25 protein-coding genes and 1 other annotated feature are annotated in these 23,442 nt (G+C 38.8%); of the genes, 2 read left to right on the top strand and 23 right to left on the bottom strand.

Going from position 1 to position 23,442, the window contains the following annotated elements; all coding sequences use genetic code 11:
- Nucleotides 1-6: 6 nt before the first annotated feature.
- Nucleotides 7-1,032, top strand: a complete 1,026-nt coding sequence (locus ACOZ9X_RS04030; RefSeq protein ID WP_423417118.1) for a cytochrome d ubiquinol oxidase subunit II — start codon at nt 7-9, stop codon at nt 1,030-1,032.
- 3 nt (nt 1,033-1,035) lie between these two features.
- Here ACOZ9X_RS04030 and ACOZ9X_RS04025 read toward each other — a convergent pair whose 3' ends face one another.
- The 9 genes from ACOZ9X_RS04025 to ACOZ9X_RS03985 form a co-directional block, all read right to left on the bottom strand.
- Nucleotides 1,036-1,287 (bottom strand): DUF1294 domain-containing protein, encoded by a 252-nt coding sequence (locus tag ACOZ9X_RS04025; protein ID WP_260858479.1) that lies wholly within the window; start codon nt 1,285-1,287, stop codon nt 1,036-1,038.
- A 73-nt stretch (nt 1,288-1,360) separates the two neighbouring features.
- Complete coding sequence (gene rplT, locus ACOZ9X_RS04020) at nt 1,361-1,720, bottom strand: 50S ribosomal protein L20 (protein WP_066291543.1); 360 nt, start codon at nt 1,718-1,720, stop codon at nt 1,361-1,363.
- 39 nt (nt 1,721-1,759) lie between these two features.
- On the bottom strand, nt 1,760-1,963 hold the full coding sequence (gene rpmI, locus ACOZ9X_RS04015; protein WP_066291545.1) for a 50S ribosomal protein L35: 204 nt from the start codon (nt 1,961-1,963) through the stop codon (nt 1,760-1,762).
- A 24-nt stretch (nt 1,964-1,987) separates the two neighbouring features.
- A complete protein-coding gene (gene infC / locus ACOZ9X_RS04010) occupies nt 1,988-2,491 on the bottom strand; it encodes a translation initiation factor IF-3 (RefSeq protein ID WP_191751911.1) in 504 nt (167 codons plus the stop codon).
- Nucleotides 2,492-2,969: 478 nt separating this feature from the next.
- On the bottom strand, nt 2,970-4,880 hold the full coding sequence (gene thrS, locus ACOZ9X_RS04005; protein ID WP_197222675.1) for a threonine--tRNA ligase: 1,911 nt from the start codon (nt 4,878-4,880) through the stop codon (nt 2,970-2,972).
- A 63-nt stretch (nt 4,881-4,943) separates the two neighbouring features.
- Nucleotides 4,944-5,173, bottom strand: a binding site (T-box leader).
- A 64-nt stretch (nt 5,174-5,237) separates the two neighbouring features.
- Nucleotides 5,238-6,107, bottom strand: coding sequence for a sporulation protein YtxC (ytxC, locus tag ACOZ9X_RS04000; RefSeq protein ID WP_423417117.1), 870 nt, complete (start codon nt 6,105-6,107; stop codon nt 5,238-5,240).
- Nucleotides 6,108-6,210: 103 nt separating this feature from the next.
- On the bottom strand, nt 6,211-6,864 hold the full coding sequence (locus ACOZ9X_RS03995; protein WP_423417116.1) for an amino acid ABC transporter permease: 654 nt from the start codon (nt 6,862-6,864) through the stop codon (nt 6,211-6,213).
- 18 nt (nt 6,865-6,882) lie between these two features.
- Nucleotides 6,883-7,653 (bottom strand): basic amino acid ABC transporter substrate-binding protein, encoded by a 771-nt coding sequence (locus tag ACOZ9X_RS03990; RefSeq protein WP_423418218.1) that lies wholly within the window; start codon nt 7,651-7,653, stop codon nt 6,883-6,885.
- Nucleotides 7,654-7,974: 321 nt separating this feature from the next.
- Nucleotides 7,975-8,697 carry a Crp/Fnr family transcriptional regulator gene (locus ACOZ9X_RS03985; RefSeq protein ID WP_423417115.1) on the bottom strand — a complete coding sequence of 241 codons (723 nt, stop codon included), beginning with the start codon at nt 8,695-8,697 and terminating at the stop codon, nt 7,975-7,977.
- A gap of 155 nt (nt 8,698-8,852) precedes the next feature.
- Between ACOZ9X_RS03985 and ACOZ9X_RS03980 the strand changes: the two genes are divergently transcribed.
- The gene (locus ACOZ9X_RS03980; RefSeq protein ID WP_423417114.1) at nt 8,853-9,347 is read left to right on the top strand and encodes a hypothetical protein; all 495 of its coding nucleotides are present in this window, start codon (nt 8,853-8,855) and stop codon (nt 9,345-9,347) included.
- Between the two features lie 24 nt (nt 9,348-9,371).
- On the opposite strand, the gene ACOZ9X_RS03975 is transcribed toward ACOZ9X_RS03980, so the two are convergent.
- From ACOZ9X_RS03975 to polA, 14 genes are all read right to left on the bottom strand, one after another.
- Nucleotides 9,372-11,003: a b(o/a)3-type cytochrome-c oxidase subunit 1 gene (locus tag ACOZ9X_RS03975; RefSeq protein ID WP_423417113.1), complete on the bottom strand. Its 1,632-nt coding sequence runs from the start codon at nt 11,001-11,003 to the stop codon at nt 9,372-9,374.
- Nucleotides 11,000-11,470 (bottom strand): cytochrome c oxidase subunit II, encoded by a 471-nt coding sequence (locus ACOZ9X_RS03970; RefSeq protein WP_423417112.1) that lies wholly within the window; start codon nt 11,468-11,470, stop codon nt 11,000-11,002. Before ACOZ9X_RS03970 ends, ACOZ9X_RS03975 begins: the two co-directional genes overlap by 4 nt.
- An 11-nt stretch (nt 11,471-11,481) precedes the next feature.
- Nucleotides 11,482-11,628, bottom strand: coding sequence for a cytochrome c oxidase subunit 2A (locus ACOZ9X_RS03965; RefSeq protein ID WP_423417111.1), 147 nt, complete (start codon nt 11,626-11,628; stop codon nt 11,482-11,484).
- Nucleotides 11,629-11,754: 126 nt separating this feature from the next.
- Nucleotides 11,755-12,861, bottom strand: a complete 1,107-nt coding sequence (gene mqnC, locus ACOZ9X_RS03960) for a cyclic dehypoxanthinyl futalosine synthase (protein ID WP_144698682.1) — start codon at nt 12,859-12,861, stop codon at nt 11,755-11,757.
- Between the two features lie 124 nt (nt 12,862-12,985).
- On the bottom strand, nt 12,986-13,930 hold the full coding sequence (gene dnaI, locus ACOZ9X_RS03955; RefSeq protein ID WP_066396737.1) for a primosomal protein DnaI: 945 nt from the start codon (nt 13,928-13,930) through the stop codon (nt 12,986-12,988).
- Nucleotides 13,931-13,944: 14 nt separating this feature from the next.
- Entirely contained in the window at nt 13,945-15,333 is a 1,389-nt protein-coding gene (locus ACOZ9X_RS03950; protein WP_423417110.1) for a replication initiation and membrane attachment family protein, read from the bottom strand.
- 161 nt (nt 15,334-15,494) lie between these two features.
- The gene (gene nrdR, locus ACOZ9X_RS03945; RefSeq protein WP_066396742.1) at nt 15,495-15,956 is read right to left on the bottom strand and encodes a transcriptional regulator NrdR; all 462 of its coding nucleotides are present in this window, start codon (nt 15,954-15,956) and stop codon (nt 15,495-15,497) included.
- Between the two features lie 72 nt (nt 15,957-16,028).
- Nucleotides 16,029-16,424 carry a cytosolic protein gene (locus ACOZ9X_RS03940; RefSeq protein ID WP_423417109.1) on the bottom strand — a complete coding sequence of 132 codons (396 nt, stop codon included), beginning with the start codon at nt 16,422-16,424 and terminating at the stop codon, nt 16,029-16,031.
- A gap of 104 nt (nt 16,425-16,528) precedes the next feature.
- On the bottom strand, nt 16,529-16,912 hold the full coding sequence (gene speD, locus ACOZ9X_RS03935; protein ID WP_066396744.1) for an adenosylmethionine decarboxylase: 384 nt from the start codon (nt 16,910-16,912) through the stop codon (nt 16,529-16,531).
- Nucleotides 16,913-17,231: 319 nt separating this feature from the next.
- Nucleotides 17,232-18,272, bottom strand: a complete 1,041-nt coding sequence (locus ACOZ9X_RS03930) for a glyceraldehyde-3-phosphate dehydrogenase (protein WP_423417108.1) — start codon at nt 18,270-18,272, stop codon at nt 17,232-17,234.
- A 142-nt stretch (nt 18,273-18,414) separates the two neighbouring features.
- Complete coding sequence (coaE, locus tag ACOZ9X_RS03925; protein ID WP_423417107.1) at nt 18,415-19,011, bottom strand: dephospho-CoA kinase; 597 nt, start codon at nt 19,009-19,011, stop codon at nt 18,415-18,417.
- Nucleotides 19,012-19,027: 16 nt separating this feature from the next.
- Nucleotides 19,028-19,669, bottom strand: a complete 642-nt coding sequence (ytaF, locus tag ACOZ9X_RS03920) for a sporulation membrane protein YtaF (protein ID WP_423417106.1) — start codon at nt 19,667-19,669, stop codon at nt 19,028-19,030.
- Nucleotides 19,670-19,730: 61 nt separating this feature from the next.
- Entirely contained in the window at nt 19,731-20,552 is an 822-nt protein-coding gene (gene mutM / locus ACOZ9X_RS03915; RefSeq protein ID WP_423417105.1) for a DNA-formamidopyrimidine glycosylase, read from the bottom strand.
- Nucleotides 20,553-20,611: 59 nt separating this feature from the next.
- A complete protein-coding gene (gene polA / locus ACOZ9X_RS03910) occupies nt 20,612-23,254 on the bottom strand; it encodes a DNA polymerase I (RefSeq protein WP_423417104.1) in 2,643 nt (880 codons plus the stop codon).
- Between the last annotated feature and the right edge of the window lie 188 nt (nt 23,255-23,442).

The following is a 23,442-nucleotide window of genomic DNA, read 5'->3' as shown; positions in this document are numbered from 1 at the left end:
TGAAGGATGAGCGAAGAAGTTTTAGCGATTCTGATGATGTGGACCTTTATTTTTATCTATAGCATATTCGGTTCGATCGATTTTGGGGCTGGATTCTGGGCGATGATCTATAACAATCATAAGACGATGGCTGGAAGAATCGCGAATCGTTTCTTGTCCCCCACTTGGGAAATTACTAACACGTTCTTAGTTCTTTTAGTGGTTGCGTTCGTTGGTTTCTTTCCAAAGGGTGCATACACTCTCGGAACGGTCATGCTCGTTCCAGTTTCTTTGATTCTCTTCTTACTTGCTATCCGAAGTGCTTTTATGGTGTTCTCGTATTCCGTTCAAGGATATCGCAGAACGATGTTTATCATCTCAGGCATCTCTGGCCTGCTTATTCCATCCCTGCTGATTGCCGTGCTGCCTATCTCACAAGGTGGATTTATCGCTGTTGATGGAGATACACAGAGCTTATTGCTTTCAAAGCTGCTCACAAGTCCAACACTCTATTTGTATGTGCTCTTCGGCCTTACATCTGAGTTGTATCTTTCATCACTGTTTTTAGCAGATTACGCAAGAGTCTCTAAAAAAGAGGATGCATATAGGTTATATCGGAGCAATGCGATTCTGTTAGGACCACTGACCCTGCTCGCCGCGCTTTTCACATTACTATTCATAACACCAGAATCGCGCTGGCTCATCGATAATCTAATGGATCAAAGAATCTGGTTTATTCTTTCATTGGTCGCCTTTCTTATTGCATACTTTTCTCTCTGGTGGCCAAAACAAAACCGCCCAGGAATTGGACGGCCGCGTCTTACACTATTAGCAACTGTTTTACAATATGGTCTTGCAAGCGTAGGTTATGGATTAGCTCATCTGCCTTATATCGTATATCCTGATTTAACGATCTATGAGGCGTTTACTGCACCAGAAACATTTTATTCCTTGATGATTATGTATATCGTTGGCCTCGCCATCCTGGCACCAGGTTTCTATATTTTCTGGAGGTTATTCTTAAGAGACAAACGATATCTTCAGCAAGAATAGTTTCTATATAAACCAGCCTGCTAAAACCGTTATAAACATACTTAAAAGAGGCAGCCCGTAACGAAACGAGGGATGCTTAGTCTTATGACGCAACTTTTTCATAGCAAGCCACATACCAGGTGCTCCACCAATAACAGCGATCAGCCAAAGCCTCGCCTCAGGTGTACGCCATTCGCCCTTTTTAGCAGATAACTTGTCTCTTTTCATAACATAATAAGCGGCTACGTTTAAAATGATTAAATATATGATTAACACCTTGTTGTTTCCCTTCAGAATGAAAAAAGATCATCTCCATCTAATGAGGAAATGATCTTTTCTTTTTTTCTACTTAAGCTTTTAGGCTGTCTTTTGCTTTTGAAGCTAATTCAGCGAAAGCTTTTTCGTCTGTAATAGCAATTTCAGAAAGCATCTTACGGTTGATGTCGATACCCGCAAGTTTAAGACCGTGCATTAAACGGCTGTAAGAAAGACCGTTTGTACGAGCAGCAGCGTTGATACGAGTGATCCAAAGCTTACGGAAGTCACGCTTCTTTTGACGACGGTCACGGTAAGCGTACATTAAAGATTTGAATACTTGTTGTTGAGCTACTTTAAATAATTTATGTTTAGAACCGAAATAGCCTTTAGCTAGCTTAAGGACTTTTTTACGACGACGACGTGTTACATAGCCACCTTTTACTCTTGGCATATTAAAAACCTCCTATTTTTAAATCAACTTTTCGTATGATTAACGTTTTTTGTAAGTTAACAATGTACGGATACGCTTGTAGTCACCGCTGTTAACAAGTTTCGCTTTACGAAGCTTACGCTTAGCTTTAGTAGACTTGTTAGCAAACAAGTGACTTGTATAAGCACTCGCACGCTTTAATTTACCTGATCCAGTTTTTCTAAAGCGCTTAGCAGCACCTTTATGAGTTTTCATTTTAGGCATAATGGTTATCCTCCCTGGTAAAAATTATTTTTCGGCTTTAGGCGCAAGGATAAGGAACATGCTACGACCTTCCATTTTCGGTTTTGTTTCAACCGTAGAAAGATCTTCACATTCTTTCGCTAACTTCTCCAATACCGTTTTTCCGATTTGAGAATGAGTGATTGCACGTCCACGGAAACGAATACTTGCCTTTACTTTGTCACCTTTTTCAAGGAACTTACGGGCATTTTTAAGCTTTGTATTAAAATCGTTTTCCTCAATTGTTGGACTTAGACGAATCTCTTTAGTCGTAATGACCTTTTGATTTTTTCGTGCTTCACGATCTTTACGTTGTTGCTCGTATTTAAACTTACCGTAGTCCATGATACGACATACTGGCGGTTTAGCAGTTGCAGCAACGAGTACAAGGTCAAGATTTGCGTTTACAGCAAGGTCTAAAGCTTCCTGTCTTGTTTTAATGCCAAGCTGGCTTCCATCAGGACCGATTAAGCGGACCTCACGGGCACGAATACCTTCATTGACAGACATGTCCTTACTAATAGTAAGTCACCTCCAAATTTTTTCAGTGAGTGTTTTAAAACACTCAACTTGTTATTTCTGCAAATAAAAAAAGCGTCGGCGCAACGATCACCCACACATAGTAAACCGGCTATGTACTTTGACATGCCTGAATATCCATCTACCCATCAACAGCCTTAGTTGGCGTCGAGTCAGGTGAGAAGCGGGTGCTTCTGCTTGTTTGATGCTTTGCTTATTTTATTAACCTTACATACTATAACACAATGGAGATATGCGTGTCAAACAACGAATGTAATAACAGCAACGAAATTAATTTTACTTCGTTTACGAAAGGAATGCAAGAGTTTTTTTATTCACCACTACGGTTTTGTTCATTTACTGTCTACTTTTTCTGTTTTACTGTCAACTTTGGGCATTTTACTGTCCACTTTTCATTTCCCAACAAAAAAAGACGGCCAACTAAATATTGGCCGCTCTCTCAATAACCTTATCTCTTTTCGTTAATCTGAGCTAAAATCTTGTCTCGGAAATCTTCATAAGAAACAGTCTCTGACTTTTGCTCACCATATTTACGAACGTTAACAGCATTGTCTTCGATCTCTTTATCGCCTAGAACAAGCATGTAAGGAATCTTCTTCATCTGTGCTTCACGGATTTTGTAGCCCATCTTTTCATTTCTAGTATCGATCTCAACACGTACTGCATGCTGCTTCAAATCTTCTTGAAGCTTATACGCGTATTCATTATGAACATCTGATACTGGAATTAGTTTCACTTGTACTGGTGCGAGCCATGTAGGGAACGCTCCAGCAAAGTGCTCAACCAAGATTCCTAAGAAACGGTCGATCGAACCATAGATCGCACGGTGAATAACAACTGGACGAACCTTTTGGTTGTTTTCATCAACATACGTTAGATCAAACTTTTCTGGCATCTGGAAGTCCAGCTGAATCGTTGCACACTGATGGCTTCTCTTAAGAGCATCTTTAATATGGAAATCGATCTTCGGACCGTAGAACGCTCCATCTCCCTCGTTCAGATGATAGTTCATCCCTAGATCTTCTAGAACGTTCTTCAATGCACCTTCAGCTTGTTCCCATAAACGATCATCACCCATAGAATCTTCTGGACGTGTTGAAAGTTCTACAGAATATTCAAATCCAAACGTGCTGTAGATTTTATCGACTAACTTAAATACGTTTTTAATCTCACTTTCGATCTGCTGTGGCGTTACAAAGATATGCGCGTCATCTTGGCAGAACGTACGAACACGGATCATACCGTTTAGTGCGCCACTATATTCGTGACGGTGTACTTGACCGAACTCAGCCATACGTACCGGAAGATCTCTATAAGAATGTAGTTTGTTCTTAAAGATTAGCATGTGGCCTGGGCAGTTCATCGGCTTCATCGCAAATTTTGTATCATCTACTTCAGAGAAATACATGTTTTCATGATAATGATCCCAGTGACCTGATTGTTCCCATAGACGCTGATTCATCATGAACGGAGTACGCACTTCGTCATAATCCACTTGACGTTGAAGTTCGCGAGAGAAATTCTCAAGCTCAGTGCGGATTGTCTGACCGTTAGGAAGATAGAAAGGCATTCCTGGTGCTTCTTCTGAGAACATGAATAACTCTAGTTCTTTACCTAGTTTACGGTGATCACGTTTTTGAGCTTCTTCAATAAAGTGAAGATACTCATCAAGATCTTTTTGGCTTAAGAAAGCAGAACCATAAATACGTTGAAGCATTTGGTTGTCACTGTCTCCACGCCAGTATGCACCAGAGATGCTCATTAATTTATACGCTTTGATTTTCCCAGTTGAAGGAACGTGCGGCCCACGGCAAAGGTCAAAGAATTCACCTTGCTCATAGATCGTGATCTTTTCACCTTCAGGAAGGTCACGGATCAGCTCAAGCTTTAAATGATCGTTTAATTTTTCGTAAATCTCAAGCGCTTCTTCACGACTAACTTCTTTACGGACGATTGGAAGGTTTTCGTTTACGATCTTCTTCATTTCTTTCTCGATCGCAGGCAGATCTTCTGGTGTTAAGTTATGAGACATATCTACATCATAGTAGAACCCGTTATCAATAACTGGTCCTATCCCAAGTTTCACGTCTGGGTAAAGACGCTTAAGCGCTTGAGCAAGCAAGTGGGCATTCGAGTGTCTTGTCATTTCAAGACCTTCTTTAGAATCCTGCATCACGATCTCGATCGATGCATCCTCTTCGATAGGACGTGAAAAATCATATAATTGTCCGTTTACTTTCCCTGCAACTGCTTTTTTCTTTAAACTAGGGCTAATACTCTCTGCAACTTGTTCAGAAGTAACGCCTTTAGGAAATTCCTTGACTGAACCGTCAGGGAATTTGATTGAAATTGACGACATGTAAAACATCTCCTTTTTAATTTGGGGTCTATCTGATTGAAAACAAAAAACACCCGTCCCTATAGAAGGGACGAGTGATTATCTCGTGGTTCCACCCTTGTTCCGACAACTTTAAACAAGCCAATCGGCACTCGGACAGTGTAACGGACTGCGACCGTCAGCGATTACTAAAAATGTTCACCGCTGAAGTTCCAAGGTGGTAAAGCAATTTTCCGTGTTAGGAAGCTTTCAGCCATGACTTCCCTCTCTATGAACCGTAAAAATATGCTTCGTGTCCTTATCAATACAGATTGAATGATAAAATTATACACCTATTATATGCAGTCGTTTTTCAAAAAGCAAGAGGACTCTGTAAGTTTATGACTTTTTTTTACGGTAAGACCAATGTTCTCTGTAGGACATCCTATCAATGGGTGTAATCGTGACTTTTTCTTGAAAGATGTTTTTCACCGTTTGAAGCAATGGATGATCAATATCATAAGCATAAATCCTAGCGGAGTTTGGTGAGATTCCAACTAATGGACCTAAGAGTCTATCGTCGAGGTTCGTTACATTCGTTAGCCGCAGTGCCTTTTCGTGGAACATCACCAGTTCAGTGTGTGTTAACTGTTTTTGATGTTCATCAAAAAGGAGTATTTGCTCTTGTTCAAAAACAATGACGATATCCGCTGAAGTAAAGAATCTCTGTTTCGCTATGCATGTCCTTAACTGCTCTACGAACATTTGGTATTCAAGTTCTAACTTGTACTCATCAATAGCACATTCAACAATCTTCAGCAAGGTCGCTAAATATTCTTTCAACCTAAACTTTATAAAGGATTCAAATTCTAAGAAATCTGTTTTAGCATCAATAATCGATTCCCATTGCTTTCGGATCAGTTCATTTAAGCTTGGTAGGTGTTTAACATCAGGTATTCCTTCGATCTCTCCGAGAATGATGCTTTTCGTGATAGATAAGATCTCTCTTTGTTCTGCTGAATCGCTGTAACAAAATGCTTGTTCAATCATTTCCTTCAAACAAATATCCTCTACTTTGTTTCGAGTAAATTCTGTTAACACATCCAATATGAACGTTTTTCTCTCCTGTATGTGCAATTCAAGAATTTTAGAAGAAGCTTCAGATAATTTGGCAAAGGAAGGGTTTATTTTATGCTCAGCTGCCATACGAATCATTTTCTTCAAAACAGCTATACCATCTGATGGGTGTGAAAAAGCAATCGCGACCAAATAAGTCCCCCCCATATAAAATCCTCAATAATACACTATATGGGACGAGGTCCTAAAACATGTTACTTAGAAAAGAAAAAACAACCCTGTAGATAGGGTTGTTTCAATAAACAAATTTCCGTTCGATTCTTGATAAGATAAATGCCATGCCTAGCGTTAGGATTAAGTACATGAAGGCAGCTGTCATGTAAGGCTCCCACGGACGGTAATATTGACCCATCATCGCTCTCGCATAATACATTAATTCCGGGGTAGCAATAATGGAAACGAGTGATGAATCTTTAATCAGTACAATAAACTCGTTACCTAGAGGCGGGATCATTCTTCTGGACGCTTGTGGCAGAATAACATGCTTCATAGCTTGTACATGATTCATACCGAGCGAGCGAGCCGCTTCCATCTGCCCTTTATCGATCGATTGAATCCCTGCTCTAAATATCTCTGCGATATAAGCAGCTGCATTAAGCGAGAGAGCCAGAACACTTGAAATGAAAACGTTTGGCGGCTTCATGAACAGTGGCATGAGCGCTGAATGGATCAAAAGGATCTGAACCAGCAACGGTGTGCCTCGAAAAAAACTGATATACCACATGCAAGGGAGATTAATAAATGGGTTCTTCACCATTTTGCCGAGCCCAATGAATAAACCTAATATTGTACCGAATAGAATCGCCAAAAATGATAACTGTACGGTTACCCATGTTCCTTTTAAAAACAAGGGCATGTAATCACTGATAATCTGTAAAGAGTATTCCATGAAGACCTCCTGAGAATGTTATTGTTTCAGCACATCTACATTTGGTTCTTCACCAAACCATTTTTTATAGATCTCAGCATATTTTCCATCATCAATAATTTTCTTCATCGCCTTGTTAATCTCTTCTTGATGTTCACCATCTTTAGGGAAGATAATTCCATAAAATTCGCTCTCGAAATTTTCTTTATCGCTGATTGTTACGAGTTTTTTATCAGGATTGTTCTTTTCATACTCTTGTACCACAGCGTTATCCGCAACTACAGCTTCTACTTCACCATTTAATAGAGCTTGTATCGCTAATACATTGTTTTCATATTTCTTTATGTTTTCACTTTTACCAAACATCTTTTCGAGTGCTGCTTGTCCGGTCGTTCCGTTCTGCACACTTACCTTCATTCCGTCTAAGTCCTTTGCACTCTTAATCGATGTTCCTTCTTTTGCTAAAATCATGTTAATCGATTCAAAGTACGGTGAAGAAAAGTCATAACTTTTCTTACGATCGTCATTTATCGTGATAGCAGAGATTCCTGCATCAACTTCTTCATTCTGAAGAGCGATAAATAACGGATCCCATCCTTTATTTTCTAATTCATACTCCAATCCTGCTTCCTTCATCACCGCATCTAGCAGATCAACGTCAAATCCAACAATTTTATCGCCGTCTAAGGATTCGAAGGGGGCGTATGCTGCATCAGTTCCCACCGTCAACTTATCACCAGACCCCGAAGAGCAAGCAACTAAGAACGCAGCTGACAATCCTATTAATCCCATTTTAAATTTTCGTTTCATTTCCATCCCTATATTTCCCCCTTTATTCTAAATATTCTTATATTATACACAAAATTTTAAATATAAGGAAAATTACGAAAATTATTTTTAGAAATAAAAGAACCTGTTTAAAAGGAGTCCTTATCAATAGTTGATTTCCTTTTCAAACCCCCGCTTTTTGAGAGGGGCGGAATGTAGGCTATTGAAAGTATCCTTGCTATCTCATCTTCTAGGCACGCAACTAACACTCAATCAACTTGACAAACTTGTCTTTCGGAAACAGGACACAGATAATGAAGTTAAACAAAAAAGACCCCCTCTAGGAGCCTCTTAATCATTCATTTATATTCTGCATATCTCGATTGGACAATCTTCACAGCTGCAGGCTGTTTTCAAATACTCCAAAGAAGTTATTTTAATCGTTCCGTCTGAAATAATAACGGCTCCGTCTTTTTTAAACTGGCTTAACATTCTGTTTACTGTTTCTCTTGATGTACCAATTAGTTCCGCAAGATCTGTATTTGTAAAATGCTGAGATAATACAATTCCTTCAGGTGTCATTGTTCCATAAGAATTTGCAAGCCTGATTAATGTCGAGCATAACGCTCCCTTTTTTCCATAGAGCATTAAATCTCTAAACTTGGATCGAGTGATCGCATGCATATTACTCATCCATCTCATGAATTCAACGGCGAATTCGCCGTGCTGCCAAATTATTGTCTCAAGATCTTTTTGCTGAATAATTCCCACTTCACATGTTCTTGTTGCTTTTGCACTGTAGCTGTATCGCGATTCAGCAGAGATCCCTAATTCACCGATTAGATCGCCAGCTTGAAAAATATATAAGACAAGTTCTTTTCCCTCTTCGTTCATTTTAGTAATTTTAATCTGACCTTGCTTTAAGTAGTACAGACGATCGGCAGGATCATTATCGACAAACAGATGATGATCTTTTTCAACTTTTTTGGAATACATTAGGTTCTCTAGATATTGAAATGTTTTTTTTGAAAACACATCTGTGTTTTGATAAGAACAAAAATTTGACTGTTGCGTGCAGGCACCCATCCATATAACCTCCCCGCTTTACTTGTTTCCATTATAATCCACAAGTAAAGGAATCAGTGTGATTTTTATCACACCACCTGTGAATAATGTGTGACTTTTGATACATCCCTTAAAATGTATTTTAATTATGCTCTTGGTAGAAGGAGGTTATTTAAATGACAGCCGCAGTCATCTTAACGGAAACCTACACAGGAAGTCACAAAACAAATACCTTGCCACTACTTTTGCAAGAACTTCATCCCTATTTTCAAGAAAAGATCTTAATCACCGATGAGCCGTCCCTTTATTTACCGTTTGTTAAAAATCAAGCACGTATTCTTGTTCCTTTCTACAAAGAGGCAGATCCATTATCGTCTCTTCATACTTCATTATCCTTGGCTGTTTCAAAAGAGGTTTTGCTGCTTCATGAATCCAATGGTTTTTCTGGTATTCATACTTTTAAAGAAATAAAAAAAGCTAAGGAATACTTTCAAACTCAAGGGGTTCTCTATCAAGAGGATTCTAAGACCAGCTTAACTAATAGTTTGTTTGATAAAAGTGTGCTGAGTGTCCTTCAAAAACAATTAAGTGTAAACAATAAAGATACTGCTGATTTTTTGCGCCAAATCAACTATGTATTTGTACATGAACAAAAAAAGAAAAGCTTGTAGACGACTGTGTCTACAAGCTGCTTCTTACCAAAACTTATAACCTGGTGATCCTGGTGGGGCATGCTCAATCATATGCCAAAAAGGAATGGTGTAAGCGATAAGGATCAACATTGCGCAAATGCCCACCCAAAGCTTCCAGTTTTCAAGAATAACCGGTGTGGATACTGCACTTTCTTCTACCTCTCCTACCGGAAAATCCATCAAACCTTTAGGCGCTTTGAAAGCGAGAAACCAAACAATATACATCAATAGTATAATAGCTAAAAAGAGGATGGTTCCTCCAACTGCCATTGCAATCTGGTAAGGAATCCAATCAACAGCCTGCGAATGATCAGCATAAGTCGTATAAGAAGTTCTCCGCGGTGCACCGAACAAACCGACAATATGCATCGCACCTGACATAATCGCCATTCCTATTGTCCACATGATGGTTTGAATGATTCCCAGCCTATTCATTATCGGCGTTAACGTCCGTCCTGTAAGGTAAGGAATGAGCCAGTAACAGATGCCAAAAAAAGTGAGTGCAACTGTTGATGCTACTGTTAAATGAAAATGCCCCGTTACCCACAGCGTATTATGAATTACTTGGTTTAACTGATGGCTAGCATTGATGATTCCTCCGGCTCCTGCCGGGATAAAAATCAACATACCCATCATAGGGGCAAAAAATCGTACATCTCTCCAAGGCAATACTCTAATCCAGCCAAACAAACCGGTTGCTCCCTTCTTTCTGCCTGCAGTTTCAAATACGGCAAACATAGAAAAGGCAGTCATTAGAGAAGGTACAATAACCATAAACGTTAAGATTACTTGGAAAAACTTCCACGTATGCGAGATTCCAGGTTCCAGCAATTGATGATGAAACCCTACAGGAATACTAAATAATAAAAACAGTACGAAGGAGAGTCTTGCTAAAGCATCACTAAATATCTTTCCGCCAATAATTTTTGGAATCACTACATACCAGCACATATAAGCTGGCAGCAGCCAGAAGTATACGAGCGGATGTCCGAAATACCAAAAGAGAGTTCTGCTAATTAAAATATCAATCTTATCCACCCAGCCAATCGACCATGGAATAAATTGAAGAAGAACCGTTGCTGCTAGACCAAGAGTTGCAACAAACCATAATGCCATTGTCATAACGGCCATGTAAGTAAAAAGAGGTGAAAGTTTGTTTTTCGTTCTGCTTTTCCAAATGTAATATTGGTTCCACATCGAAAAAGCACACAACCAGCTTCCCACTACAACGTGAACGAGAGCAATATAGAACCATGGAGATGCTTGGAGTGGAGCATAAAACGTGTAAAGAACCGTTGCTTTGTTTAAAAGAATAAAAACAGTTGCTAATCCCGTACCAAAGGTCATCATAACAAACCCAAGCCACCCTGTTCGTCTCGGTACTTCGTAAAGAGTTCCCATCGTTTTGCTTATTCCAGCGTATAAAAAGCCTAAGATAAAAAAAGTCGTAAAAATAAGTGCCAACAATACCCCATGAGCCGTTAACAGCTGATAATATCCGATAGAAAGCGGAAGTTCAACGGCACCACTCCTTACAAACGTCTGCAACAATCCTGCTATTGCCCCAATAAAAAGAGCAATGAAACTAACTGTCAAAAAAGCTAAACTTAAATTGGCGTCTCTTTTATCAATCATGCTGTCACCTCTAAGGTCACTGCCATGACTTGATGGCCTGCTCCGCAATATTCATTGCATAAAATGAGATACTTGCCCGGTTTTGTAAACGTATAAGAGATCTCACTGACGTACCCTGGTGTAATCATCATGTTTACATTCGTTGTTGGAATTTCAAAACCGTGAACCACATCTGTACTTGTTACTTTAAAATGTACAGTAGACCCTTTAGGTACAAATATTTTAGAGGGTGTGTACGTAAAAGCTTGCGCAAGCATAACCGCTTCATATTCTTTTTCGCCAATCTTAGTTAAACCTGGATGATCGAAAGGAGGAGTCATTACAACTTTTTCTGGATCAATTGTTTCCATATGACTAGGGGGCTGATTCCCCATAGCAAAAGCTGATACACCTACAATTAATAGAAAAAGCGTTAAACAAACTGTGCCAGACCAGAGCCAAATCTTTTCGTATCTATGAATATGCATGTTTCAACCTCCTAACGAGTAAGGTACAGCAAATAGATTGCCGCCCATGATAATACGATAAAAAGCCCTACACCCATCACTGATAGAAGAGTGCCTAACAATTCTCTTTCTTTTTTTGTTTTTATTTCTTTCTTTACATTTCTTTGAATCTGCGGCATCGTCATTCCTCCTCACGTCTTACATGTAAAGAATAATTCCAAAAAACAAATACCGCTGTGACAAAAGTCATAACGGTATCCTTAAATAAAAAACACCTGACATGAATCCATGTCAGGTGTTCCCAATTAGTTTTGCATCACAAAATCTTTTTCAGCTTTTTCTTCGTCTTCAAATACACGAAGTGTCTCGTATTTTGTATTTCTTTGCGCTGGTATCTTACCCGCTTCGCGAATCAGTCGCAACGTTAAGTTCGTGTTTACTTTGTGAGTCGTTCCAGCTGCTGAAACAACGTTCTCTTCCATCATCGTGCTGCCAAAATCGTTGCAGCCATAGTGAAGAGATTTTTTACCAACCTCAGGTCCCATCGTAACCCAAGAAGATTGGAAGTTAGGTATATTATCTAAGAAGATACGAGAGATCGCAACATTCTTTAAGTATTCTCTCGGAGTTGTCTTTTCAGCCTTCATGTTCGTGTTATCCGGTTGGAACGTCCAAGAGATGAAAGCTAAGAAACAATCTGTCTCGTCTTGTGCATCACGAACACGTTGTAGATGAAGTGCACGTTCTTCGAATGTTTCACCAAATCCAATGACCATAGTAGCAGTAGAGTGCAGTCCAACTTTCTTTGCCGTTTTCATGCAATCGATCCACTCTGTCCACGAGCCTTTAAGTCTGCTAATCTTCTTACGGGTGCGGTCATCTAAAATTTCTGCTCCGCCTCCCGGAAGAGAATCAAGCCCGGCTTCTTTCAGTTCCCGGAGCACTTCCTCTAGAGATAGACCAGACACTTCAACCATCTTCCATACTTCTGCTGGAGAAAATGAATGCATCGTGATATCAAAGCGCTTTTTGATCTCTCTTAACAAGTCCGTATAGTAGCTGAATGGCAAGTTAGGATTTGTTCCACCTTGCATCAAAATTTCTGTACCACCTACATCAACTGTCTCTTGTATCTTTTGGAAGATTACTTCATCATCCAACACATAACCTTCGCTGCTTCCTGGCGCTCTATAGAACGCGCAGAATCTGCAATATGTATCACAAAAATTTGTATAGTTTACGTTACGGCCAATTACGAAAGTGGTAATCGGTTCAGGATGCCACCTTTTCATAATAATATCCGCAACTTCTCCCATGCGTTCTACTTCATCACTTTCATAAAGTTTAACGGCATCTTCTACCGATAAACGTTCGCCATCTAAAGCTTTTTGTAAAATAGATTCTATACTCATCGGTAACCTCCGAATACAATGTCTTAAGATCTTGTCTGTTCTTATCCTATCATATTTTAGTAGAAGAGACAGCTTTGTGTTTTCAAGAAAAAAGCTCCTGCCCTTCAAAAGAGCAGAAACTGTATTAATAATCTTCTCTAAAGTTTTTATTTCCACCCATAAAAATTGGAGTACTTAAGTGTTTGATCCGCTCCATGATTCTGAGAGCTTTCAGTTCATCAAGTCCGCCTTTTTGAGAATACGATAAATGTTGCTGCAACATATCATAATCACAGTTAGACGTGTAGAGAGTAGGCAGTTTTTCCATCATTCGATATTGAAGTATAACGCCAATAATCTCATCTCTGACCCAGTTCGTCATGTTTTCAGCACCAAGATCATCGAGCATGAGAACCGGAACGGTCTTTAACAGTTCCATCTTAGAATCAAAAGTTCCGTCAGAAAGGGAAGATTTCATTTCGCGAAGAAACTCGGGTGTATGAATAATTAATGAGTGGACGCCCTTCTCAGCTAAACCATTCGCGATAGCACCTAACAGATATGTTTTACCAACACCAAATTTTCCATAGAAGTAGATTCCTTTTGCTTGATGACCAGAACCAGCCATCTGAACAAATTCATAAGCCTTCGAGATCGCGTTACGTCTTGTTTCATCAATACTATGTTTGTACAAACGATCAAATCTCGCTTCAAGGATTTCTTTCGGTATAAAGTAACTCTTAATCAATGAAGTCATGGATTTCTTTTGTTCATCGATGACCTTTAGTTCACAGGGTTTGTATCTTAGTTCTACCGTTTGTCTCACTTTCGTTAGTTCAGAACGATACCCTTGCATAAGGTTAGGACAATTCTCTAAACCCGGACAATTGCGGCAAGCATGCTGTTCGTTCTTAAAGGTGTAAAAACTGGACAATAATTTTTCCGCATGGACATCTGATATGTCAGGGTTCTCTCGCAGAAAACGCATGACTCCAGGATCTGTAAGTACTTGTTGCTTCATTTGCTCAAATCTTTCCTGAAACTTATCAAACCCCGGCATATTTTTAACAGATTCCTTTATGGATTCCATATTATTTCCCCCCTTTATTTCGAACTATTCAACAAACTCTCAAGCCATTTACGGTTCTCATCCTCTGTAGTATCTGTGTTTGCATCAACAGTCTGATCAGCAGATACTTTATCCTGTTTCAGCCAATCCGGAACAGTAACGTTACTCTTCTTATTACCCTTATTATAAGAGCCCAAATTCACCTTCTTATCTTGCCATTCTTTGTATTTTCGTTTTTCATCGCGTGCTAAAGTCATTGCCTCAATGACCGTCTGAGCTCTTTTGCGAGCCCAATGTGAAGCGATCCGTTCGATCAATCCTTTTGCAAGCTTCATATCATTCTCAGATAATACGTAATCTAAAAGAACATTCGTAACGCCTGGTGTTAGATTCTGATCGATCATACAATAGGCAACGAGTTTTAAATCTACTTCTGAAGGAGTTGTACCTGAATAATCTTCTAACAAACGATATGGTGACACTTCTTCAAAGTATTTAATAAGTTCCTCTTCTTTTGATTGAGGCTGCATGCCATGAAGAGCCTTTAGTGGAACTGGCTGCGTTTTTAACGCTAGAACCGGTAGTCCTTCTTCATGTTCAAAACGATACCATTTCTGAATTTCTTTTCTTAAGCTCTCTGCAGAAATTTCTCCTGTCGAGTAGTATACGTTTTGAATCTGCTTACTCATATCCATCGGTTGTAACTGATAGATATATGCTAGCTTATAGATCGCTTCCTTTAATTTTGGAGTGATCACCTCTTTAGGCACGATAAAAGACGAGATCTGATTCACCATCGCTTCAAAATCAAAGGTGGATTCATTTAGTACAACATTCCCATGAATGCCTTTTTCATGTAAAGAGACATCTTCTGGAAGAACGTTTTCGTTAATCTCCGCATAACTCTTCGATGACATTTCAGATGGGTGTAAAGAAGTAAACACATCACTGAACGAAGCAGTAATCTCTTTATAATCCGACACATCCGTTTGAGCGATATAAAAGGACTCTCTCACTTCAGTAAACTTCGCTTTTCCTAAACGATTAAAAAGATATATGCTTAAAAAGCCATCAGTAAAAAAAGCATTTGGCGAAAGTGGGAGTTGCAGCTCATAAACGTACTCCCTTGAACTATCACCGTCTTTCTTAAACGTCTTCAAGAGACCGATCGCTTCTAGCTTCTTTCTTCCCGCTAAAATATCTTTTAGCGAGAACTGAGTTACGTTCATGAGGTGCTGATGTTTTTGTGTCTGCCGATCCATATTTACTTCGCACCATAATGTCATATATAAACTATGTGCAAATGCGCCAACCAACGGCTGATATAACATGGTAAGAACTTTATGATCTATTTCATGCAACATACCCTTGCACTGGACGGAATACGTATCAACGGGCACAACTTCTTGAAAATGTACCGTCATCGTTTTCACCCTTTGTTAAAAAGTCTTTAAAGTAAGCTGGCCGACGGATGTTAGTATCGTCAGCCAGAGTCTAATGTTCATTTTATTTAGCCGTTTTCTAAAACATTAGAATACGGATTATGATTTGTATAAAAAGAGCGTTAAGCAGTCTTAGATACGCTTTAACGCTCCTCCTTGTTAATTAGTTCTTTCAATTCCTGTATAAAAACATTGATATCTTTAAATTGACGGTATACAGAGGCAAATCTTACATAAGCCACCTCATCCGTTTTAGACAGATGTTCCATCACCTGTTCACCAACGGCTGTACTTGAAACTTCAGATGCACCCGAGTTTCTCAATTCTTTTTCAATGCTATCTACTATATTTTCAAGCGTTTCCAAGGGGACTGGCCTTTTTTCGCAAGCTTTTATAAGCCCTCTAAGGATTTTTTCACGGCTGAACTCTTCTCGTTCTCCGCCCTTTTTAACAATGATAAGCGGTGTTTGTTCTACCGTTTCAAATGTAGTAAATCTATAGCTGCAAGATTCACATTCCCTTCTGCGGCGAATGGATCTTCCGCTATGTACAGGTCTTGAATCAAGCACTTTTGTTCCGTTGTGCTGGCAAGTAGGACACCTCATTGTAATCATCCCCAAAAAATTTTCTATTCTCTATCTATCTTAAAGAAAAGGAGGGAATGTGACAAGCTATTCCTACAATTTATCAGCCATTGACGTTCCTACAAACGTTAGTTTTTCTTTTAAGATCTCATAAATATTAACGATTAGTCTTTGATTGTTACCAAAATTAAAAGGAAGAGCAGATTCTGTTGAAACGTTCAAATCTACAGCAGTTCGATTCGCTCTAACTGTTACTACACTGATAACAACAAACGCACTCTTGGGCTGTCTGACTTCAAACGTAACTTCTCCCCTTTCTTCTGAAAAACCAAGTTCTTGAAAATTGGTGTCTTCATCTAGGATCTGTTTGATCACTTTCATTACTTCTGGTTTATTAGCTTTAAAATAATGGGTTCTAAGTCTTTCGTCCACATGCTGTTCACTCGTTTCCGCATGATTTTCCATTAGATTTTGAAGTTTTCTAAACATAGTAGTCCTCCAAAGCAATATAGTTTGTAACCTATTATTCCCTATAATGAGTGAAATAAAAAAGAGGTGTGATTTCTCACACCTCACGTACATTCTGTTTTAAATTATTGAGCAGTAACTTTTGATTTGGCAACAGAAATTGGACCCATTCCACGAGGAACTTCCAAGTTTTCGCGCTTTTTAGCGCCAAGTGCCTCTGAAATGTAATCAGCAGCTACGTTAGGATCGATTCGATCTCCACACGTATATACATCAATACTTGCATAACCATGCTCAGGAAAACTGTGAATAGTTAGATGAGATTCAGAAATAATAACAACTCCACTTACTCCATGTGGAGCAAATTTATGAAAAGCAACCTCACGAATTTCTGCACCTGCTTTCAATGCAGCGTCAACGAATGTCTCTTCAATAAATTTCATGTCATTTAGTTTTTCAGAATCACAACCCCATAACTCAGCAATTACGTGTCTTCCCATTGTATCCATTAGCATAGTCCCCCTTTTAAAAATAATCATGCCTTCAAGCATGCGGTATCGAACATCTACCACGGGGGCAAGTTAGTCCAAAGAGGTCCTAACCCTTTAAGTAGCATTCAATGCCTTTGTTTGCTTTATTTGAAGTTCACGAATCATAGTATACTTCTTTTAAAATTTATTTGCAATAACTATGGGCAAATTTTTTCGAATCAATTTTTTATTGTTTTTTAAGGATAAAGATCAATCGAAATAAACTGGTTCGTTGAAACACAAAAAGAGCTGATGTGTCATCCAGCTCTTACTCGTTTATCTATTTTTGCTAAAGTTTTTATGATACAGAAACATTTTTTTCTTGTACCGGCATATTTAAAGCAACACTTACATGTTTAGCTAGATCTACTACTCGGCATGAATAACCCCATTCATTGTCGTACCAAGCAAGGACTTTCACTTTGTTTCCGTCCATCACCATCGTTGATAATCCGTCTACGATTGATGAGTTTTCATTTCCATTATAATCAATTGATACTAACGGCAGATCACTGTACCCTAAAATTCCACGCATTGAACCTTCAGAAGCAGATTGAAAAGCGTGATTAACTTGGTCTTTCGATACAGAAGTCTTCAATTCTACAACAACATCAACCAAAGAAACATTCGGTGTTGGAACTCTGAGTGCCATACCATTCAGTTTACCTTCTAAGTGAGGCAATACTTTTGAAATGGCTTTTGCAGCTCCTGTAGACGTTGGAATGATTGATGTTCCACATGCACGTGCACGTCTTAAGTCCTTATGAGGGTTATCAATATTTTTCTGATCATTCGTATACGCATGGACAGTCGTCATCATGCCAGATTGTACTCCGAACTGATCATCTAGCACTTTAATCACAGGTGCTAAACAATTCGTTGTACACGACGCATTAGAAATAATATGGTGTTTTGAAGAAATGTAATCGCTATCATTTACTCCCATAACAATTGTAATGTCTTCGTCTTTCCCTGGTGCAGTAATAATTACTTTCTTTGCACCTGCCTCAATATGAAGACCCGCAGATTCTTGTGAAACAAATTTACCTGTTGCTTCTATAACAATATCAACGCCTAACGTTCCCCAAGGTAATTCACGAGGATCGCGAGAGTTAACTAACTGAACTGTTTTTCCATTAACAAAAAGGGCATCTTCTCCAGCAACAACTTCTCCAGGATACGTTCCATGTATAGAATCGTATTTAACCATATGAGCAAGAGTTTCGGCTGGATAGCTGGCATTAACAGCTACAACCTCAAATTCATCGTTCTCCATCATTTTGCGGAAGACCATTCTTCCGATTCTCCCCAAGCCATTAATTGCAATTTTTGCTTTCATGAAGCTGCTCCTTCCAATGTGTTATACTCTATCATGTATCTATCTGTAATTAGTATATCATATTAACACTCGAAAAGAACATACTTTTCTTTAAATTAGGCTGAAAAAGGGCTTATATACAAAAACAGACCTGAAAAGATATTCAGGTCTGTTTTTTTGTTTGTTTTAGTAATAAAAGAACATCATTTTCTAATTCTGACAGAGAACCATTATTCATGATAACAACATCCGCCAGTTCCTTTTTCTCAGTAATCGGCATCTGAGAGCGGATTCTAGACAATGCTTGCTTTTCTGAAAACTGATCACGTTTTATCAAACGTTGAAGCTGCACTTCTGGTGCAGCATAGACTAACCACGTTTGATCAACCATATGTGTTAGCTTACTCTCAAATAAAAGTGGTATATCCATGACCACTAAACACTCACCTAAACGTTGATAAGCATCTGCTTGCCGTCTCATTTCTTTTCTTACAGCAGGATGAACGATCTCGTTCAATATCGTTCTTTTTTCTGAATCGTTAAAGATGATTTCTCCTAATCCTGCTCTATTTATTGTCTTGTCATCATTTAATATTTGATCACCAAAGCTGGCAACAATCTTACCATATGCTTCTTTATCTGGCATAACAACTTCTCTAGAAATAATATCGGCATCAACTACAGGAATTCCTTGGCTCTTAATGATGTTGCTTACTGTTGATTTTCCTGTAGCGATGCCTCCTGTTAATCCAATAATCACGAGTTATCCTCCAGTGTTACATTTTTAATAATCCCATTACGATCAGTAAAACTCCTGGCAGAATGGACAGTCCCTTCATCCAGTTTGTTTTGTTAAAAAGATATAATCCTAGTATCATACCACCCCATAAGAACAAAGCACTCATCAACGCAATGGTAATGGTTGTTAATAAAGGTGACAGGTCGATGAGTGCGGCGCCTATTCCTGCTCCAAATGCGTCAAGCGATAATGCTATTCCAAGCAATACGGCTTCTAAGCCTGTGATCGATCCAGACTTATCAATATCAGCCATAACTGGTTTCTTTAGAATGTGTATGACAATTCCTAACGATTTGATTTCAAAAAGCACAATGTTCTTAGGTTCTTTTTCCAAACACTCAACGTTCTCTTTCTCTGGTAAGAAAACCTGCCATAGAGAGTAGATTCCGATTCCTAGAAGAATCACGCCTCCCAATATCTCACCTGTCTTAGGTGAAATAAATTGTTCTAACGTAAATCCCAGCAACATCGAAAGTAAAAAGGTAACAGCTGAACAAATTGCGATGATGATAATGGAGCGAAAAGGAATTTTAATGGATTTCATTCCATACGTTAATCCGGCTCCAAAACTGTCCAGGCTGACGGCTAGTGCCAACAAAACAAATGAGTAAGCCACCATTGTTCCTGTACTCCTTTCAGTTAACGGTAAACGTAGTATATGAAAGGAGCACAGAAATGGTTTATTTTTGACAAGTCTTACAAATATGAGTGCCTCTACCTGCTACAACTAATCGTTCAATCTCAGTACCACATACGCGGCATGCTTCATTTTTTCTACCGTAAACAAATAGTTTCAGCTGAAAGCCACCTGTCTCACCTACCGCGTTCGTGTAAGATCGAATCGAGCTTCCTCCGTGCTTCACAGACTCAGAAAGAATTTCTGTTATTGCGGTTTTCAATTTTTTTAATCGGGGCTGCGTTAATTTATTTGCTGAGGTCTCTGGATGGATTCCAGCCTGAAATAATACTTCATCGACATAAATGTTGCCTAAACCAGCAATAAGAGTCTGATCTAACAATACCGATTTTATGTTGCGTTTTCGATTAGCAAACAGCTTTTTCAGAAGTGCTGCTGTTAAGGAATCTGATAATGGTTCTATACCTAAAGTCTTTAATGGAGCGTGACTTTCCTCTGTTCCTTTTGGATATAGATGCATCGTCCCAAACTTTCTCACATCTCGATATCTGAGTTCCGTCCCATCAGAGAACTGAAAAATAACATGCGTATGTTTATCTGCAGGCTCATCTCTTTGATTCAATCCATACTTCCCTTCCATCCTTAAATGAGATACTAATACATCTTCATCGAGATGAAAAATTAAAAACTTACCTCTTCGATACACATTTTGAAAGGTTTGACCTTTTAGCTTTAAAATGAATTCTTCTGTCCCAGGATGTTTAATAATATTTTCCCAATATATTTTTACATCAGTAATCTTCTTCCCCGGAAGAAACTTATTCAGTGTGTTTTTGACATTTTCGACTTCAGGTAACTCAGGCATTCTTTCACCAACCTTATTAGAAAAACAGCACCCTGAATCTATAGGATGCTGTTTCTTTATTATTTTGCTTCGAACCAGGAATCTCCCCAGTTCACATCTACTTTTAATGGAACATCAAGTTCTACTGCTGATTCCATCACTTCGCAAACGACCTCTTCAAGTTTTTGCAGCTCATTCTCTGGCACTTCAAAAATTAGTTCATCATGCACAGTGAGCAGCATTTTTGCTTCAAGTTTCTCATCTATTAAACGTTGATCCATATCGACCATCGCTTTTTTTATGATGTCTGCGGCAGTTCCTTGAATCGGTGTATTCATTGCTGTTCTCTCCGCAAAACTGCGAAGGTTAAAGTTTCGGCTATTAATCTCAGGCAGATAACGTCTTCTATGAAGCAGAGTTGAAACAAAACCATTATGTTTCGCTTCAGAAACACTGTCTTTCATGTACTGCTGAACACCAGGGAAACTATCCAAATAGGATGCAATAAATTCTCCAGCTTCTTTCCTCGTGATTCCGAGGCTTTGCGATAAGCCATAATCACTGATTCCGTATACGATTCCAAAGTTAACGGCTTTAGCATGTCTTCTCATCTCTGACGTAACTTCGCCTTCTTCTACATGAAAAACGTCCATGGCCGTTTTCGTATGAACATCCATCTCCGTCTTAAATGCTTCCATCAAGTTTTCATCTTGAGAGATATGAGCCAAAACACGAAGCTCGATCTGTGAATAGTCAGCAGCAAGAATTTTCCATCCAGGCTGTGATGCAACAAAGGCATGTCTGATTTTTCTTCCTGCTTCTAAACGGATCGGAATGTTTTGAAGGTTCGGATCGATAGAACTCAGTCTTCCCGTTTGCGCGAGAACCTGATTAAAGCGTGTATGAATCTTACCCGTATCTTCTTTTACTACTTTTAGCAGACCTTCAATATAAGTAGATCTTAACTTACCTAACTGACGATAAATAAGGATCTTATTAATGATCTCATGTTTGCCTTCTAACTTCTCTAATACATCAACAGAAGTCGAGTAACCCGTCTTTGTCTTCTTAACAGGAGGCAAGTTCAGCTTCTCAAATAATATTTCACCCAACTGTTTAGGTGAGTTTATATTAAATGAAACTCCAGCAAGTTCATGTATATCTTTTTCTAATGCTGTTAACTGTATATCTAAGTCAGCACCCATCTTTTGAAGAGTATCTGATTTTACTTTTACACCGAACTCTTCCATCTTGGCTAATACGAGAGCTAAAGGCATCTCCAACTGATAGAATAGATCACTTTGCTCATTTTCTTTTAACTTCTCATCCAGTAGGTCACTCAATTGAAAGACAGTATGAGCTTTTCTACAGAGATGCTCAGCGAGAACAGCTTCATCTTCTGGAAGCTTCTTCTTAGCACCTTTACCATATACTGCTTCGTTCACATCAACATTAGACTTGCCATACTGCTTCGCAACATCAGCTACTTCATCTAAGGACTCAGAAGGATTCAGAAGATATGAAGCAAGCTGAATATCAAAATCAATACCATTTAAGACGATCCCTTGTCCGTGTAAGGCTACATGTGCTCTTTTAGCATCAAACATTCTCTTCTTTTGGTTCTGATCTTGCAGCCATTCATGAAATTCTTCTGACTGATCAGCAACACTTGAAGGAATATAAAATGTTCCAGCATCATTACTTACAGCGTAACCATGAATTTTTGCTTTATGATAATCTTCAGTTAACGTTTCTACGATTAGGGATGAAGGACTTTCTAACATGTCAGCTTCAATCTTCGTTACCGTTTTGAAGTTTAGTTCTTCTTTTTCCTCATCTTGAAGAATTTCTTCATCTCCGCCTAATCGTTCGAGCAATGAATTAAATCCTAACTCTTTGAAAAGAGGAAATACAAAAGACGTTTCATAACCATCGTAATTTGTTTCTTCCAGACTGACTTCAATAGGAGCTTCTTTCGTTATCGTAGCAAGCTCTTTACTCATAATGGCCTGCTCTTTATTCTCTGTTAATCGCTCTTTAAGCTTAGCACCTGAGATCTCATCAATTGAATCAAGAACTTTTTCAATCGTCCCAAATTGTTTGATCAATTTAATCGCAGTCTTTTCACCAACTCCAGGTACTCCTGGAATATTGTCGGAAGGGTCTCCCATAAGGCCCTTCATATCAATGATTTGATGAGGTGTAATTCCGTAGCGCTCGTTCACTTGTTCTACGGTATAAGCCTCAACCTCAGTGATTCCTTTTCTAGTAAGTACGACTTCAACATCAGGCGTAACGAGTTGAAGTAAATCTTTATCACCCGTAAATACTTTTACATCCCAGTTTCCATCGGCAGCATAAGATGCAAGGGTTCCAATAATGTCATCTGCTTCATAATTTTCAAGCTCATATCGTTTGATTTTAAATGCATCTAACAACTGTCTGATAAAAGGAAACTGCTCTGATAATTCTGGCGGGGTTTTCTGACGGCCGCCTTTATATTCACCAAATGTCTTATGTCGGAAAGTCGTTTTCCCGGCATCAAAAGCAACGAGGATATGTGTAGGCTTCTCATCTTCTAAAATCTTTAGGAGCATCTGTGTGAACCCGTAGACAGCGTTTGTATAAACACCTTTATCGTTGTTTAAAAGAGGCAGAGCAAAAAAAGCTCTGTATGCAATACTATTTCCATCAATAAGTACTAATTTATTTGTTTTTGCCAAGTCCGTAACCTCCTGAGGACATTTCTTCTATCACCTATTGTATCACGATGACAACCAGAAATAAAAAAGTAGGAACAGAAGAGCTCTTGGCCATAAAAAAGGCGAGAATCCGTAAAGGACTCTCGCTAAGGGGGTACTGAAAAAGGATACTTTAATCATAAGATTGAACTGTTAACTAAAGAAAACAA

The organism is Fictibacillus nanhaiensis (genome assembly GCF_049537595.1).
GTDB classification, from domain to species: domain Bacteria; phylum Bacillota; class Bacilli; order Bacillales; family Fictibacillaceae; genus Fictibacillus; species Fictibacillus nanhaiensis_F.
Note: the sequence above shows the minus strand (reverse complement) of the source record. Positions and strands in the feature narration are given on the sequence as shown.